The 16,998-nt window shown below is 31.0% G+C and carries 17 protein-coding genes; 7 read left to right on the top strand and 10 right to left on the bottom strand.

Annotated elements, in window-relative coordinates; translation table 11 throughout:
* Nucleotides 1-140 precede the first annotated feature (140 nt).
* The 3 genes from H574_RS0109235 to H574_RS14440 form a co-directional block, all read right to left on the bottom strand.
* Nucleotides 141-428 (bottom strand): hypothetical protein, encoded by a 288-nt coding sequence (locus H574_RS0109235; RefSeq protein WP_027880307.1) that lies wholly within the window; start codon nucleotides 426-428, stop codon nucleotides 141-143.
* 11 nt (nucleotides 429-439) lie between these two features.
* Nucleotides 440-841 (bottom strand): hypothetical protein, encoded by a 402-nt coding sequence (locus tag H574_RS0109230; protein WP_027880306.1) that lies wholly within the window; start codon nucleotides 839-841, stop codon nucleotides 440-442.
* A gap of 391 nt (nucleotides 842-1,232) precedes the next feature.
* On the bottom strand, nucleotides 1,233-1,925 hold the full coding sequence (locus tag H574_RS14440; RefSeq protein WP_027880305.1) for a hypothetical protein: 693 nt from the start codon (nucleotides 1,923-1,925) through the stop codon (nucleotides 1,233-1,235).
* 652 nt (nucleotides 1,926-2,577) lie between these two features.
* Between H574_RS14440 and H574_RS0109220 the strand changes: the two genes are divergently transcribed.
* Both H574_RS0109220 and era read left to right on the top strand, forming a co-directional pair.
* On the top strand, nucleotides 2,578-3,036 hold the full coding sequence (locus H574_RS0109220; protein ID WP_027880304.1) for an RNA methyltransferase: 459 nt from the start codon (nucleotides 2,578-2,580) through the stop codon (nucleotides 3,034-3,036).
* Nucleotides 3,037-3,064: 28 nt separating this feature from the next.
* The gene (era, locus tag H574_RS0109215; RefSeq protein ID WP_027880303.1) at nucleotides 3,065-3,949 is read left to right on the top strand and encodes a GTPase Era; all 885 of its coding nucleotides are present in this window, start codon (nucleotides 3,065-3,067) and stop codon (nucleotides 3,947-3,949) included.
* A gap of 1 nt (nucleotide 3,950) precedes the next feature.
* On the opposite strand, the gene H574_RS0109210 is transcribed toward era, so the two are convergent.
* Nucleotides 3,951-4,448: a hypothetical protein gene (locus H574_RS0109210; RefSeq protein WP_027880302.1), complete on the bottom strand. Its 498-nt coding sequence runs from the start codon at nucleotides 4,446-4,448 to the stop codon at nucleotides 3,951-3,953.
* A 110-nt stretch (nucleotides 4,449-4,558) separates the two neighbouring features.
* Here H574_RS0109210 and der point away from each other — a divergent pair, with 110 nt between their 5' ends.
* Both der and H574_RS0109200 read left to right on the top strand, forming a co-directional pair.
* A complete protein-coding gene (der, locus tag H574_RS0109205) occupies nucleotides 4,559-5,866 on the top strand; it encodes a ribosome biogenesis GTPase Der (protein WP_027880301.1) in 1,308 nt (435 codons plus the stop codon).
* A 116-nt stretch (nucleotides 5,867-5,982) separates the two neighbouring features.
* Nucleotides 5,983-8,766, top strand: coding sequence for an outer membrane beta-barrel protein (locus H574_RS0109200; protein ID WP_027880300.1), 2,784 nt, complete (start codon nucleotides 5,983-5,985; stop codon nucleotides 8,764-8,766).
* 158 nt (nucleotides 8,767-8,924) lie between these two features.
* On the opposite strand, the gene H574_RS0109195 is transcribed toward H574_RS0109200, so the two are convergent.
* The 6 genes from H574_RS0109195 to H574_RS0109170 form a co-directional block, all read right to left on the bottom strand.
* On the bottom strand, nucleotides 8,925-9,401 hold the full coding sequence (locus tag H574_RS0109195; RefSeq protein WP_027880299.1) for a TPM domain-containing protein: 477 nt from the start codon (nucleotides 9,399-9,401) through the stop codon (nucleotides 8,925-8,927).
* A gap of 92 nt (nucleotides 9,402-9,493) precedes the next feature.
* The gene (locus H574_RS0109190; RefSeq protein WP_027880298.1) at nucleotides 9,494-10,327 is read right to left on the bottom strand and encodes a TPM domain-containing protein; all 834 of its coding nucleotides are present in this window, start codon (nucleotides 10,325-10,327) and stop codon (nucleotides 9,494-9,496) included.
* The gene (locus H574_RS0109185) at nucleotides 10,324-10,764 is read right to left on the bottom strand and encodes a TPM domain-containing protein (RefSeq protein ID WP_027880297.1); all 441 of its coding nucleotides are present in this window, start codon (nucleotides 10,762-10,764) and stop codon (nucleotides 10,324-10,326) included. Before H574_RS0109185 ends, H574_RS0109190 begins: the two co-directional genes overlap by 4 nt.
* A gap of 9 nt (nucleotides 10,765-10,773) precedes the next feature.
* Nucleotides 10,774-11,358: a LemA family protein gene (locus H574_RS0109180; protein ID WP_027880296.1), complete on the bottom strand. Its 585-nt coding sequence runs from the start codon at nucleotides 11,356-11,358 to the stop codon at nucleotides 10,774-10,776.
* Between the two features lie 12 nt (nucleotides 11,359-11,370).
* On the bottom strand, nucleotides 11,371-11,700 hold the full coding sequence (locus H574_RS0109175; protein WP_027880295.1) for a MerR family transcriptional regulator: 330 nt from the start codon (nucleotides 11,698-11,700) through the stop codon (nucleotides 11,371-11,373).
* Entirely contained in the window at nucleotides 11,700-12,671 is a 972-nt protein-coding gene (locus H574_RS0109170; protein WP_027880294.1) for a M23 family metallopeptidase, read from the bottom strand. The genes H574_RS0109175 and H574_RS0109170 overlap by 1 nt, the downstream gene beginning before the upstream one ends.
* 172 nt (nucleotides 12,672-12,843) lie before the next feature.
* Here H574_RS0109170 and alaS point away from each other — a divergent pair, with 172 nt between their 5' ends.
* The 3 genes from alaS (at nucleotide 12,844) to H574_RS0109155 (ending at nucleotide 16,993) form a co-directional block, all read left to right on the top strand.
* Entirely contained in the window at nucleotides 12,844-15,459 is a 2,616-nt protein-coding gene (alaS, locus tag H574_RS0109165) for an alanine--tRNA ligase (RefSeq protein ID WP_027880293.1), read from the top strand.
* A 17-nt stretch (nucleotides 15,460-15,476) separates the two neighbouring features.
* A complete protein-coding gene (locus tag H574_RS0109160) occupies nucleotides 15,477-16,442 on the top strand; it encodes a GSCFA domain-containing protein (RefSeq protein ID WP_027880292.1) in 966 nt (321 codons plus the stop codon).
* Nucleotides 16,443-16,519: 77 nt separating this feature from the next.
* A complete protein-coding gene (locus tag H574_RS0109155; RefSeq protein WP_027880291.1) occupies nucleotides 16,520-16,993 on the top strand; it encodes a YbjN domain-containing protein in 474 nt (157 codons plus the stop codon).
* Nucleotides 16,994-16,998 lie beyond the last annotated feature (5 nt).

Genomic DNA, 16,998 nt, shown 5'->3' with positions numbered 1-16,998 from the left:
TAAGCTTATGGGTAACGGTCTCATATAACCGTCAGTTACGAGTTTAAAGTTAATATTTTTCGGTTAAGCACTAACCCTAGCAATGCCGAGTGGATTCGGAAGTAGTCGAAATCGCCGTAATTGCGGTTATACATTGTTTCCTATAGTTTTAATCGGTTTGTAGTCGGCAAAACCATAAATGCACCATCTCTGTCTTGATAAAATGCATTGTCATAACCGTTTATTTCGTCAATATTTACATCAATAGTTCCGTCGATTTCAATCGCGTTATCAATATCTACTGAACCAGAAACATCAGCATCAATATATCCACCTTTTACATATACATTCTGTTTGGTAGAAATTATTCCAGCATTTTGAAGAACAATTGCCCAAATTCCGATTGCTATTACTATAAAAATGATTTTACCTGATTCTGTTGTTGTCATAATTTAAATTTTTATTCTAGTACAATTACGTTGTAAACAATTATTGCCTCGCTATAATAAATATAAAATTGAACGTTGCCATTTTTTAATTTAACGATTTTAAAAACACATTCATTCTCATTTGCTCCTAGACAATTCATTATAAAAACTGTGTCACCATCTTCATCAACTTTTTCTTCACTCGAAATTATATCAAAAGTTCTGTTGGGTTCTCCATAGATAGTTATTCTTTCTAATTCTGTATTGAAGGATACTAATGAATTCGAATCTTCCCACTCACTCCATTCCGCCCATTCTCCATTTTCTTGTAAAAGTTTTATAGCAATTTCAGTTGTCCTAAATTTTAGAACTTGCGCGGATGAATTTAAAGTGAAAAATAAAATTACTGATAACGTCAAAAGATTTTTTAGCATTCTATATGTTTTTCAAATTGTGTATAACTCGTATTATCATTCATATAATCACAAACATCTAATAGTAATAATCAGAAATTATATATTCCCAAAAATAATACAAGCAATAGTTTTTATTTTACGGTAATCCGTAATTGGGTTATTGTTAATAGCTGAGGTAAATATAGAAAAAACAACTTTTAATTATAAGATAAATGCTACAAATTAAACCAAGTAATCAATATAACTAGATACAATATGAATTTTGATGCCAAAACACTAAAACAAAAAAACGGATCATCAATCCGCTTTTTTGTACATTAAGCATTAAAATATTACTCTTTAATAAGTTTTAAAGTTTTGCTTTTTCCTTTAGATTTTATTTAAAATAACGATATTGTATAAGTTAAAACTAAAAAGAACTTAATACCTTATACTTGATTTGTGTATTTGTGACCTCAAAAATTTCAATTCTAAGATCTTTAAAACCAATTATATTACTTTCTGATAAGTCATATTGTAAATCTTGAGAAAATGCTGGTCTGGCATAATCATTTAGATATTCTCTATATATAAATTTTAAACTATTCCCAATACGACCGTTATAAATAAATTCTTGTTTGAAGTATTTTTTATCTTTTACAGGTGATTTCGTTTCAATATATTCTATTTTTTCTTTTGGAGCTATAAATTTTAATTCACCATAAATAAAGTTAAAGTCATTTGAGTAAATCCCATCACCATAAGTTGTGTTAGTATATAAGTAAGCAGTTTTATCGTCTTTGTTTATTGCAATACCAATAGATAAATCATTTGGATTATTAAATAATAAGTATTTCTCTAAATTGTAGTTATTAATAAACACTTCACCAATATCAATTATTTTAGTTTGTTCGTTTAATTGGTGTTTTATTTTTTTTGTCATTTGTATAGCATTCTGCTCATAAGCGTCTTCTTTATATGCAATAGCAACACCAATATTCCTATTGTTTATGATATTTAATTTTGGAGAGAAGTTAATTGAATGCTTAGGAGTTACAATGGTTTTGTTAACACTACAAGAACTAGCTGCAACCAAAAAAAATAAAATCAGTAATTTTTTCATCTGGTTTGTTGTTTTTAGTCCAAACTGATGTTTGTTTTTCTGTTTAAAATAATTGATTAAAATTTTTGCAAAAACAAAGCTAAATATAAAAATAATAGCTTGAGTTTTTCATACCTAATTTTCATAAAAATAAAATCCAGATTTTTTTTGTTTCAAAAGCACTTAAAATCATAACAAAAAAGATCTAAAAAAAAACATTTTTGTGGTTAACTAAACGTAACCAAGGTTAACCAAAACTTAACCAAAAATGCAATTTTGGTTTAATTCGTAAATGCTTGACATTTAGTTGCTTGTGTTTTTGTGATATTCTCTAAAATTTTAACCAAACCTAACCAAGGTTAACCAAAAAAAAGTGTAGATTTGTGTATAAATTTATTGTATAACAGAGGTGCCAAACCGGCAACAAAAAGTGCATACGTTTTTGCATACGGTTTTTTATACGGTACGCTGGGAAGCCTTGTAAATAGGGATGTTAGAGATTTTTTGTTTAAACTCATAACCTGAGGTTTTTAATGATAATTACCTTCAATTTGATTTGCAATATTTAATTCTAAATTATTGGCTTTCTTTTAAAAAAAATCGAATACTTTTAAGTTAAATTTACCTTTTAGATAGCTTTAAATGTTGCTAATAAAAAAGCTACTTTTGTAGTATGATTGATAATTTTGAAAATGAATTTTTTGGTATCGGGATCCTTAACGGAAAAACACCAGAAAACCTTGGTGTATTATGGCGATCTGCCCAAAATTTAGGAGCAAGTTTTATTTTTACAATAGGTAATCGTTACGCCAAACAAGCTTGCGATACGCATAATGCTGTAAAATCTATGCCTTATTTTCATTATGAAAATTTTGAAGAGTTTTATAAAAACTTACCTAAAGGGGCAAGATTAGTTGGTGTAGAATTAACTGAAGAAGCAGAATCTTTAGAGACCTTCCATCACCCAAGACGCTGTGTTTATTTGTTAGGAGCAGAAGATCACGGATTATCAAACGCAGCAATAGAAAAAAGCCATTTTTTAGTTAAATTTAAGTCGCAATTAAGCTTAAATGTATCGGTTGCAGGAAGTATTGTGATGTATGATAGAGGAATAAACAAACCAAGGTCGTAACTTTGCACTTTTAAAATAATAATTACACATGAGTCATAAAGCAGGTTTTGTAAATATAATTGGTAATCCTAATGTAGGTAAATCTACGTTAATGAATGCTTTTGTAGGAGAAAAACTATCCATTATCACCTCTAAAGCGCAAACAACAAGACACCGTATTTTAGGAATTGTAAATGGTGAAAATTTTCAAGTAGTATTAAGTGATACACCAGGAATTATAAAACCAGCTTACGAGCTGCAATCTTCTATGATGGATTTTGTGAAATCTGCTTTTGAAGATGCAGACGTTTTAGTGTACATGGTAGAAATAGGCGAGAAGGAATTAAAAGACGAAGCCTTTTTTAAAAAAATAACCAATTCCAAAATTCCTGTATTATTATTAATCAATAAAATTGATATTTCAAATCAAGACCAATTAGAAGAGCAAGTTAAACTTTGGTCAGAAAAAGTACCAAATGCTTTAATTTATCCAATTTCTGCATTAGAAGGTTTTAACGTAAAAGAAGTTTTTGAGAAAATTATCGAACTGCTTCCAGAAAGTCCAGCATTTTATCCAAAAGATCAATTAACCGATAAGCCAGAACGTTTTTTTGTAAATGAAAACATTCGTGAAAAAATTCTTCTAAACTATAAAAAAGAAATTCCTTACGCAGTAGAAGTTGATACAGAAGAGTTTTTTGAAGAAGAAAACATAATCCGTATGCGATCTGTAATTATGGTAGAGCGCGAAACTCAAAAAGGAATAATAATCGGTCATAAAGGTAGCGCCTTAAAAAAAGTAGGTGTAGAAGCAAGAAAGGACTTAGAGAAATTTTTTGGCAAGCAAGTACATTTAGAACTTTATGTAAAAGTGAACAAAAATTGGAGAAGTGACCAAAGACAACTTAAACGTTTTGGGTATAATCAAAAGTAGATTATTCATCTAAAACATCACTCATAAATGTGTAAAGTTGTGTCATTTCATCTTGATTAGCGTTTTTACTAAAACTACCAGCAAAGTACAGTACAAACCACAAAATAATCATTAAAATCATACCCCAAATTTGTAGGTAGTAATCGGTTTTTAAAGCATAATTAGAATATGCCCATATGGCAAATGCAATAAAAAAACCAGCAACTGCAAAATGAAAAAACATAAACATAGTCCAAACCGTTGGATTGGGTCCAAATAGACCATAAAGTAAGCTTTTATGATCATTAGTTTCGTTAATTTCTAAATGTAATTGTGGCGTCCAAAACCGTTGTTTAGCTTTTGGGAATTTTATAAAAACATGATCATCAACTCTAGAGACTACAAACTCTTTTTGAGATGTTTTTTTAGCTTCAAAAGCATTTAAAACAGAAATATTGTCTTTATTTAATTCAATTTTAAAGCGTGGTCTTAAAATGACTTCGTTTAAATTTTCGTTCATAATTAATTCATAATAAACTAAAATACTGTTTTTTATTGAATAGTAAATAGTTTAAACACTACCTTTGCACTCGCTTGCAGGATATGTAATGCAGATTAAAATATAAAGATATGAGTAATATTGTTGCTATAGTAGGAAGACCAAACGTAGGAAAATCCACTTTTTTTAATAGATTAATTCAACGTCGCGAAGCGATTGTAGACGCAGTAAGTGGTGTAACTAGAGATAGACACTACGGAAAAACAGACTGGAATGGTCGTGAGTTTTCATTAATCGATACAGGCGGATATGTAGTTGGTAGTGATGATATTTTTGAAGCCGAAATCGATAAGCAAGTTGAATTAGCTATTGATGAAGCAGATGCAATTATCTTTATGGTAGATGTAGAATCTGGTGTAACAGGAATGGATGAAGATGTTGCACAACTACTTCGTAAGGTTAAAAAACCAGTGTTTTTAGTTGTTAATAAAGTTGATAACGGAAAACGTGCCGAAGATGCTGTAGAGTTTTATAGCTTAGGACTTGGCGATTATTATACAATTGCCAGTATAAATGGTAGTGGTACAGGTGATTTATTAGATGCTTTAGTCGAAGCGTTACCAGAACCTAAAGAAGACGAAAGAGAAGAAATCTTACCAAGATTTGCAGTTGTTGGTCGTCCAAACGCTGGTAAATCGTCTTTTATAAATGCTTTAATCGGTGAAGATAGATATATCGTTACCAATATTGCAGGAACAACTAGAGATGCAATTGATACAAAATATAATCGTTTTGGTTTCGAATTTAACCTAGTTGATACTGCAGGAATACGTAAAAAATCTAAAGTAAAAGAAGATTTAGAGTTTTACTCTGTAATGCGAAGTGTAAGAGCTATAGAACATTCAGACGTGTGTTTATTAGTGGTAGATGCAAATAGAGGATTTGACGGACAAGTTCAAAATATCTTTTGGTTAGCAGAGCGTAACAGAAAAGGAATTGTAATCCTTGTCAATAAATGGGATTTAGTAGAAAAAGACCATAAGTCAACCGTTCAATTTGAAAAATATATAAAAGAACAAATTGCACCTTTTACAGACGTACCAATTGTATTTATTTCTGCATTAACGAAGCAACGTATATATAAAGCTATAGAAACTGCTGTAGAAGTCTATAATAACCGTGCAAAACGTATAAAAACTAGCGAGCTTAACGAAACGTTACTTCCAATTATAGAAAGTTATCCGCCACCAGCTTACAAAGGTAAATTTGTAAAGATTAAATACATTATGCAATTGCCAACGCCACAGCCACAATTTGCATTTTTCTGTAATTTACCACAATATGTACGTGATCCTTACAAAAGATACTTAGAAAATAAACTAAGAGAAATTTACGATTTTAAAGGTGTACCAGTAAGTGTATACATGCGAAAAAAATAATTTATTTAAATTTTAAGTTTATTTTAAGAGCTTAAATACTACAACAAGTATATTTTCGTTTTTTTTAGAGTTAGCATTCCTAACTAGACATGCTATTATCAATCAAAAACAACCAAATGCGTAAATTACTTTTTGCAGTAACTATTTTATGTAGTTTACTTTCGTTTAGTCAATCTAAAGACTTTAAAATTTCAGGAAAAATTGTAGCCGAAGAAGATAATACACCTTTAGAAGCAGCAACTGTTTATTTAGAAAGAGAAAAAGACAGTAGTCTTGTTTCCTATACTATTTCAGATAAAGAAGGAAGTTTTCAATTAGAAGATAAAACATCAGATCAAAATTTAAACCTTCTAGTTTCTTATGTTGGTTATCAATCTTACAAACAAAAGATAGCTATAAACAAAAGTAATATAGAGTTAGGTGAAATTAAACTAAAAGTTAGCAGTAACGCATTAGAAGAAGTTTTAATTAAAACATCAGCTCCAGTAACCATTAAAAAAGATACTTTAGAGTTTAATGTAAAGTCTTTTAAAACCAAAAAAGACGCAACAGTAGAAGATTTGCTAAAACAATTACCAGGTGTAGAAGTAGATGAAGAAGGAAAAATTACCGTAAACGGAAAAGAAGTAAACCAAATACTAGTAAACGGTAAGCCGTTTTTTGGTAATGACCCGTCAATCACAACAAAAAACTTAACGAAAGAAATTATAGAGAAAATTCAAGTTGTAGATACAAAAACTAAAAGTGAAGCTTTTACAGGAGAAGAAGGTGATGCCGAAAATAAAACCATAAATCTTACTATAAAAGAAGAAAACAATAAGGGTGTCTTTGGTCGTGTTGCAGCAGGAGCAGGAACAGACAAACGCTACGAATTTGCAGGTATGTTTAATCATTTTAATAATGACCAAAGGTTTAGTGCGTTAGTAGGTGGAAACAACATTAACTCTCCAGGATTTAGTTTTGGAGAAATAGAAAAAATGTTTGGAAGTGGCGGTAGTACATCATGGAACAGTAATGGCTCTTTTAGTATTAACGGAAGACAATTTGGAGGCGGACAAGGTATAACGACCTCAAAATTAGCAGGAGCAAATTTTGCAGATAATTATGGCAAAGCATTAGAAGCATCTGCAGATTATTTTTACTCAGGAAGCAGCTCAGAAAATGAATCTAACTCTCAAAGAGAAACTATTCTTTCAGACTCTAGGTTTTTTACAAACTCTAGATCAAGATCTGTAAGCGAATCTAATTCGCATACCGCAAATGCAGATTTTGAAATTGAAATAGACACTACGTTTATGATTAACGTTAGACCTCGTTTTTCTTTCACCAAAACTAACACAGATTACGTAAGTAACGACGAAACTTTAGACGAAGACCAAGTACTGACAAACCAATCATCATTAAACTCCTTTGTAGAAAATCAAGCAAATAATTTTACAAACGAAATTAGTGCAACCAAAAAGTTTGGAAACAAAGGTGCGTTTTTAAGATTAAATTTAGATAATAGTATAAACAATAACGAAAGTGATGACTACATAAACTCAGTTGCTGAAGTTTTTGGAACAAACCCAGAAACTATTGTTAGAGATCAATTTACAGATGGCGATAATAATAGTACAAATTTAAGAGCAGACTTAGAGTATAGATTACCAATAAAAGCAAAAGAAATCTTTGTGAAGTTTGGTTATCAATATCAAAATAATAAAGATGAAAATAAGCAGAGTACATTCGATTTTAATAACGCTACAAATGCTTATGATGATTTTAATCTAGCATTAAGTACAGACTTTGAGTATACAGATACAAGAAACTCACCAGGTATAGAGTTAAGTATTAGAAAAGAAAAATGGTTTGCAAGATTTGGTGCAGATTATGTAGCAAGAACCTTAAAAAATAACGATGGTTTAAGACCGCAGTTTAACGTAGAAAGAGACTTTAAAGCTGTAGAGCTTAACTCTAGCTTTAGATATAGTTTTAGTAAAAACTCGACAGTATATGTTAGTTATAACTTAAGTAACAGACCGCCGGCACTAAGACAACTTCAAGCTTTTGAAGATGTTTCTAATCCTTTAAACACAGTAATAGGTAACCCAAACTTAAGTCCTACAAACTCTCATAGTGTTTACGCTAACTTTAACTCGTTTAATTGGCAAGAAAAAACAGGTTTCTTTTTCTATTCTAATTTTACAATAACTAATGATGCTGTAGTATCAAGAACAACCATTGATCCAGAAACTTTAACAAGAATAACAACTTACGATAATGTAAATGGTAACAAAAACGGATATTTTGGAGGTAGTTTCAGAAAGAAATTCAAAATAGATTCTTTAAGAAGTTTTAGAGCTAGAGTAGGTATGTGGGGAAATTTTTCTGAAAACATAAACTATAATAACAATGTACAATATTCTAGTAAAAGATTGGGCTTTAATCCAAACTTAGGGTTTGATTACATCCATAATAATGTGTTTGAATTTAGACCACGTTACCGTATATCGCTAACAAATAATAAATACGATATTGATGCATTTGAAGACAGAAATTTTACATCTCATAATTTAGATTTAAATACTGCATTTTTCTTACCTAAAGGTTTTGAATGGCGAAACGATATAGCATATAATTACAATCCAAATGTTGCCGAAGGATTTCAAAAAGATGCTTGGTTCTGGAATGCAAGTGTGTCTTATTCTGTTTTAAATGACAAAGGATTGCTAACCTTAAAAGTTTACGATTTATTAAACCAAAACACCAACGCAAGACGTACCGCAACTTTAGATTATATAGAAGACACGCAAAGTACCGTTTTAAGGCAATATTTTATGCTTAACTTTAGTTGGAAGTTTAACAGCCTAGGTCCAAAAGGAGAAAGTGGAGATAGCAGTATGTATTTTATAGATTAATGTCATTTATTTAGCGTTAATAAATGTCATTTCGACAGAGCGAAGAATGAGCGACGAGAAAGCTCTTTAAGAGAATACTCATCTTCATTCTTTGTTATTTTAATTAAAAATGAAAGTGAAGAAATATGATTTTTAAATAAACTATTTAGTTTATCTAATTAATACCATTTAGTCTTAACCGAATCTAACACTTGCCTTACACCATTATAATACAGTGTATTTTTAAAATTCGGTATTAGTGTAGATTCAATTAAATGATAACAAACACTATCGGTTAAAATCAATTCTGTACCATAACCCGTAGCAAAAGCAACTTGTCTATCACTTTTAGCAATTAAAAGTAATAGACCATTGTTTTTATCTGCTTTTCCTATACCTAAGTTTTGAGCAATATTTGTTGCATGTCTAAGTGCTTTTGTATTTGCGGGTAAAGAATCTATGGTCATTACACAAATTTCATTAGTAGTTAATTTTTCATAATTTAAAATGAAATTAGTAAGCGAATCCTCTTCTACTGTAGAAAATACATTAGCATAATCTTGAATAACTGCTTGATTATGTTTTAAGGTTTGCTGAGGTTTTGTTTTACAAGAAATACAAAAAACGAAGGCTAATACAAAAGTGAAATATTTCATCTAAAGAATTTATATTGAAATTTAGAACTAGTTGAAGTTGAATTTGTTGTCTGCTAATGAAACTAAAAATACGATCGCGACTGTAAACCTTACTACCAACCACCAGAAGCGCCACCGCCGCCAAAACCGCCGCCACCAAAACCGCCGCCAAAGCCACCAGAACCAAATCCACCACCAGAAGATCCTCCAAATCCACCACCAAATCCACCAGAGCTACGTCTGTAGCCACCACGACCAGAATTGCTTAAAATAATGGCTTCTAAGATGTCGCGTGTGCTATTTCCGCCACCACCAAAATGATCGCCATCACCACCATTACGTTTGTGTTTTGATATAGAAATAAGGATAATTATAAAGATGATAATCAAAAAGAAAATGACACCAACAGGAAAACCACCACCAGAACTTTTTCTTGTGCCTTGATATTCACCTTTTAAGACTTCAAAAATAGCATCTGCACCACGATTTAAACCGCCATAATAATCATTACGTTTAAAATAAGGGATTATGTCTCGCTCTATAATTCTGCGTGACATTGCATCGGTTAATAAGTGCTCTACGCCGTAACCCGTTGCAATCATTATTTTACGGTCATCTCTGGCTAATAAAATAAATATACCATTATCTTCTTTAGCTTGACCAATTCCCCATTTATGCGCCCATTCTGTCGCTAAATAATTAATATATTCACCTTTTGTAGATGCAATTATTGCAACAACAATTTGTGTAGAAGTACTATCAGAGTATTTAACTAGTTTGTTTTCTAGTGTGTTTTTTTCTGATGCAGATAATAAGTTTACGTAATCGTAAACACTAGTTTGAAAATCTGGTTTTTTAGGGATTTCAAACTGAGCAAATCCAAAACTAAACGATAATAGTGCTAAAATAAATACACTGTTTTTTATAAACTGTTTACTTATTTTCATCCTTTAGAAATCGTATTGGTTAACTCATTTGTGTCATCATCTTCTATAGGAAAATGTGCTTTTAATGCTTCGCCAGCGTGTATAATGCCATCAACAAGACCTTGTTTAAAGTTACCGTTTCTAAAATGCTTTTGAATGATATCTTTTGTCTCGTCCCAGAAGTTATCAGGCACTACTTTGTTAATACCTTGATCACCGTAAATGCTAAATTTATGATCGTCTACAGCAACATAAATTAAGACACCATTTCGGTTTTTGGTGTTGTGCATTTTTAAAACAGAAAACACTTCTAAAGCACGTTCTTCAAGATGTGCATTACAAGTGTTTTCTATATGAACTCGTATTTCTCCAGACGTGTTTTTTTCTGCTAACTTAATAGCATCAACAATGTCTTGTTCTTCACTAGCGGTTAAAAAAGATTCTACGTCTAAAGACATCGCGTTTTATTAAAAATCAAATTCTACATCAGGAGCTTTTTCGCTTCCTTCTTCTGCTTCAAAATAAGCTTTTTTCTCAAAACCAAAAATACCAGCAAGTAGATTGTTAGGGAAAGTTCTTATATGTTTATTATAAGGTTTTACCGTTTCATTAAACCTATCTCTTGCTACATTAATTCTATTTTCGGTACCTTCTAATTGACTTTGAAGTTCTAAAAAATTTTGATTAGCCTTTAAGTCTGGATAACGTTCTACAGTTACTAATAATCTAGATAAAGCACTGCTTAAACCGCTTTGTGCTTGATTGAATTGTTGTAACTGTTCTGGAGTAATATTTGTTGGGTCTATATTTATAGATGTTGCTTTAGCTCTGGCATTAATTACAGACTCTAATGTACTTTTTTCAAAATCTGCTGCGCCTTGCACTGTTTTTACAAGGTTGCCAATTAGGTCGCTACGTCTTTGGTAAGAGCTTTCTACCTTAGACCATGCTTCTTCTACATTTTCTTCTAATCCTATTGTCGAGTTATATACTCTTACTCCAAAAATAACTGCTAGTGCAATTAAGATAATTGGTACAAGCCATTTTTTCATGATATGTTGGTTTTAAAGTTGTTCTTTTAGTTTTATAAGTTGGTTTTTTACACTTTCTAATTTAGCGATTATTTCAAAATTATCTAGTGTTTTTTTCTTTTCTTCTTTTAAATGGATTTTTGCTCCTTCCAAAGTAAACCCGCGTTCTTTTACCAAATGATAAATAAGCTGTAAATTTTTAACGTCTTCTGGTGTGAATTTTCGATTGCCTTTAGCGTTTTTTTTGGGTTTTAAAACTTCAAATTCTTTTTCCCAAAAACGTATTAAAGACGTGTTTACATCAAATGCTTTGGCGACTTCACCAATAGAATAATATCTTTTTTCAGGTAAATCAATTATCATTAGTCTAAAGATTGGTTTTCTAAAGATGCACGTTCTAATAATTTGCTGAACTCTTCAGGAGTTAAACTACCGTAGTAGAAGTTTATTGGGTTAATACGTTGGTCATCTTTAAAGATTTCATAATGTAAATGAGGTGCTTCACTACGACCAGTACTACCTACAAAACCAATTAAATCTCCGCGTTTTACTTTTTGGTTTTTTTGCACATTATACTTGTAAAGATGTGCGTATAAGCTAACATAACCATAACCATGGTCTATTCTAATATGTTTTCCGTAACCAGAACTATTACTGTCTGCTCTTACCACAACACCATCTCCAGAAGCATAAACAGGTGTACCTCTTGGTGCAGTAAAATCCATTCCCCAATGCATTTTACGTTGTTTAGTAAATGGGTCAGAACGCATACCGTAACCAGAAGCCATTCTGGTTAAATCTTTATTATTAACTGGTTGTATTGCCGGTATAGATGTTAATAGTTTTTCTTTTTCTTCTGCTAAAACAGCAATTTCATCTAAAGATTTAGATTGCACTACAATGCGTTTTAAAAGTTTATCAATACGCTTGTTGCTATTTATAATTAATTCAGAATTATCAAAACCTTCTAATTTTTTATAACGGTTAACACCACCAAAACCAGCTTTGCGTTGTTCTTCTGGTATTGGATTGGCCTCAAAATATAATCTGTAAATGGTATTGTCTCGCTCTTCGATGTTTGCTAAAACAGTTTCGGCTTGACTCATTTTTTTATTCAACAATTCGTATTGAAATTCTAAGTTTGCCAACTCGCGTTTTAATGCTTTTTCTTTAGGAGATTCTATGTAATGACCGGCTATAAAAACAAGCAAAAAGCTAAATAAAACACTAGCTAAAAGAAACAATAAGATGAACTTAAATGTACGTCTTTTTTTACGCTCTATTTTTTTATATGAAAGCGTTTCAGAATCATAATAATATTTTACCTTACTCATTCCTTAATTTATACTATTTTTGCTGTTAAAAATATGATTTAAGTTGGGCTTTAATCAAAACAGTAACGAGCAAACTTACAAAAATATTTCAGTTTAAATTTAAGTAAATAAAACTAAAGTCTTTTATTTTGGTTTAAATCGCTTTAAAAAAGACAAGTATTAAAATATAAATATGAATTCTCAAGACATTCGTTCTACTTTTTTAGATTTTTTTAAAAACAAAAAGCATAGCATTGTGCCTTCTGCACCAATGGTTTTAAAAGATGATCCAACCTTAATGTTTGTTAACTCGGGTATGGCACCTTTTAAAGAATATTTTTTAGGTAATGCACAGCCAAAAAATAATCGTATTGCAGATTCTCAAAAATGTTTAAGAGTATCTGGTAAACATAATGATTTAGAAGAAGTTGGTTACGATACCTATCATCATACGTTGTTTGAAATGTTAGGTAACTGGTCGTTTGGCGATTACTTTAAAAAAGAAGCAATTGCTTGGGCTTGGGAATTATTAACCGAAGTTTATAAAATAGATAAAGACATACTTTACGTCACTGTTTTTGAAGGTAGCGATGATGCAGATAACTTAGGTATGGATACCGAAGCTTATGATATTTGGAAAGAATATATAAGCGAAGACCGAATTTTAAAAGGAAATAAAAAAGATAACTTTTGGGAAATGGGCGATCAAGGACCTTGCGGACCTTGTAGCGAAATTCATGTAGATATTCGTTCTGCTGAAGAAAAAGCAAAAGTAGACGGTAAGTCTTTAGTTAACGAAGATCATCCGCAAGTGGTAGAAATCTGGAATCTTGTCTTTATGCAATACAATCGTAAAGCAGATGGAAGCCTAGAAGAATTACCAAACAAACATATCGATACAGGTATGGGATTTGAGCGTTTATGTATGGTATTACAAAACAAAACCTCAAATTACGATACAGATGTATTTACACCGTTAATTAGAGAAATTGAAACCATAACGCACAAAGATTATGGAAAAGAAGATAAGGTAGATGTTGCCATTCGTGTTATTTCTGATCACGTTCGTGCTGTAGCATTTTCTATTGCAGATGGGCAATTACCAAGTAATAATGGTGCAGGTTATGTTATTAGACGCATTTTACGTCGTGCAGTACGTTATGGCTTTACTTTTTTAGATAAAAACGAACCTTTTATTTACCGATTAGTTAATGTTTTAGTTGAAAAAATGGGACAAGCATTCCCGGAACTAAAAGCTCAAAAACAACTAATAGAAAATGTAATTAAAGAAGAAGAAACCTCTTTTTTACGTACGTTAGAGCAAGGTTTAACAATTCTAGATCGTATTATTGAAACTGCTAAAGGAAAAGAAATTTCAGGTTCTAAAGTATTTGAGCTTAAAGATACTTATGGTTTTCCTGAAGATTTAACCGATTTAATTTTACGTGAAAAGGGATTCACTTATAATAAAGAAGACTATAAAAAACGTCTTGAAGAACAACAATCTAGAGGAAGAAAAGCATCAGAATTAAAATCTGACGATTGGACCATTTTAATTGAAGACGAAGAACAAGAGTTTGTTGGTTATGATACTCTAGAAACTAACGTAAAAATTACCAAATATCGTAAAGTTACCTCTAAAAAAGATGGAGAGATGTACCAATTGGTATTTAACTTAACGCCATTTTATGCAGAAGGTGGAGGACAAGTTGGTGATAAAGGGTATTTAGAAGATCAGCATGGCGATGTGGTTTACATTTTAGACACAAAAAAGGAGAATAATGTAGCGATACATTTAACTAAAAATTTACCAGCTAATATTACAGAGAAGTTTAAGGCAACTGTAGACGCTAAACAACGTTACAGAACCGAGTGTAATCATACAGCAACACACTTATTACATCAAGCACTACGCGAAATTTTAGGTGATCATGTAGAGCAAAAAGGAAGTGCAGTGCATAGTAAATACTTACGTTTTGACTTTTCTCATTTTTCTAAAATGACTGTGGAAGAATTACGTGACGTAGAAAACTTTGTAAACGCAAGAATAGAAAGTAAATTACCATTACAAGAACAACGCAATGTACCAATGGAAAAAGCGTTAGAAGAAGGCGCTATGGCGTTATTTGGAGAAAAATATGGTGATGCAGTACGTACTATAAGATTTGGACAGTCTATAGAATTATGTGGTGGAACACACGTAAATAATACAGCAGATATTTGGCATTTTAAAATCGTATCAGAAAGTGCTGTTGCAGCAGGAATAAGACGTATAGAAGCTATAACAAACGATGCTGTAAAAAGCTATTTTCATGATAATAATCGTGCGTTTTTTGAAATGAAAGATTTGCTTAATAATGCTAAAGAACCAGTTAAAGCACTTCAAAATTTACAAGAAGAAAATACAGCCTTAAAAAAACAAATAGAGCAGTTGTTAAAAGATAAAGCTCAAAATATAAAAGGACAGTTAAAATCTGAAATTAAAGAAATTAATGGCGTTAATTTCTTGGCTAAAAAATTAGATTTAGATGCATCTGGTATTAAAGATTTATGTTTTGAATTAGGTAGCCAATTTGATAACCTGTTTTTATTATTTGGAGCAGAAAATAACGGTAAAGCAATCTTATCTTGTTATATCTCTAAAAACCTAGTAGAAAGTAAAGGTTTAAACGCAGGAACCATTGTTAGAGAGTTAGGTAAGCATATCCAAGGTGGCGGTGGCGGACAACCATTTTTTGCTACTGCAGGTGGTAAAAACCCTGATGGTATTAATGCTGCTTTATCTGCTGTAGAAGCTTATTTGGCATAATCTACTTTTATAGGTATATGAACTTACAAACCAACATACCACTTCAGGTTATACCTAATAACCAAATAGATTATAACTCTAAAGTGGTATTGTTAGGGTCTTGTTTTGCAGAAAACATTGCCCAAAAATTTAATTATTATAAGTTTCAGTATACAGTTAACCCATTAGGTATTTTATTTCATCCTTTAGCGATTGAAACTTTAATAAAAAAAGCATTAACCGATCAGATATTTACAGATAAAGATGTAGTATTTAATAACGAACAGTTTCATTGTTTAAATGCACATTCAATTTTTAGTAATCATTCTAAAGAAGAACTTCTTTCTACATTAAATGATACGATAGTTGATGCTAAACTTAAACTTAAATCAGCTTCACACATAATTATTACATTAGGAACTGCTTGGGTATATCGTTTTCTAGAAACTCAACAAGTTGTGGCAAATTGTCATAAAATCCCGCAGAAAAACTTCAAAAAAGAATTACTATCACCTGTTCAAATAGAAAAAAGCCTACAAAGTTTAGTCTCATTAATTAGTCTAGTTAATCCTAAAACTCAATTTATTTTTACAGTATCTCCTGTTAGGCATATTAAAGATGGTTTTATAGAAAATACAAGAAGTAAATCGCATTTAATTACTGCTATTCATGAGTTTTTAAGTAAAAATCATGAATCCAAAAAACATAACTTAAACTATTTTCCTTCTTACGAGATTATGATGGACGAGTTAAGAGATTATAGATTTTACAACCAAGATATGTTACATCCAAGTCCATTAGCAGTAGATTATATTTGGGATAAGTTTTTAAATACTTGGGTTTCTTCTAGTGCAAAATCAACTATGGAAGACGTCGAAGCTATCCAAAAAGGGTTGTCTCACAAGCCTTTTAATACTTCATCAGAAGCGCATCAGCAGTTTTTACTTCAGTTAAAAAAACGTAAAGAAACACTTAAAAAATCTTTCCCTTTTATTGATTTTTAGTAAAATACGCCAAATGACGTATTTACATTTTTGTTGTTTTATTTCAATTTTGAATCATAATTTAAAATCGAAACAAAATGAAAACTTTAAAACAACTAATGTTGCTTTTTTTAATGTGTATAGCAACACAAACCTTTGCTCAAGGACAATTATCATCTCCGGATAATGTAACACCTAAATACTTAGAAACTATTTTTGAGAATGCCTACATGGATGTGTTGGACGTTAAAGACACGTTTATAAAAATAAAAGATAGCCAAACAATGTACTTAGATATTGACCCTAAACAAAGATATATAAGTATTAATAGTGTTTATACTGTAAAAAAAGGCGCTAAAAAAGACGAAATTTTAGAGGTGTTTAATACCGTAAACAAAGAAGTGATAATGATTAAATGTTATTATAACGAATCTGCTCATACGGTATCATTCTACTATTACTTTTGGATAGATAATGGGTTTTCTGACAAAACCTTTGTAAGTGCTGTAAAGTTATTTCAAAGCGGAGTAACGTTGGCTTTACAAAAAGATGTAAATAAGACTGTGTTTTAATTAAA

This window comes from Mesoflavibacter zeaxanthinifaciens DSM 18436 (assembly GCF_000422365.1).
Lineage (GTDB): Bacteria > Bacteroidota > Bacteroidia > Flavobacteriales > Flavobacteriaceae > Mesoflavibacter > Mesoflavibacter zeaxanthinifaciens.
The sequence above is the reverse complement of the archived record's forward strand: the minus strand, read 5'-3'. Positions and strand labels throughout refer to the sequence as shown.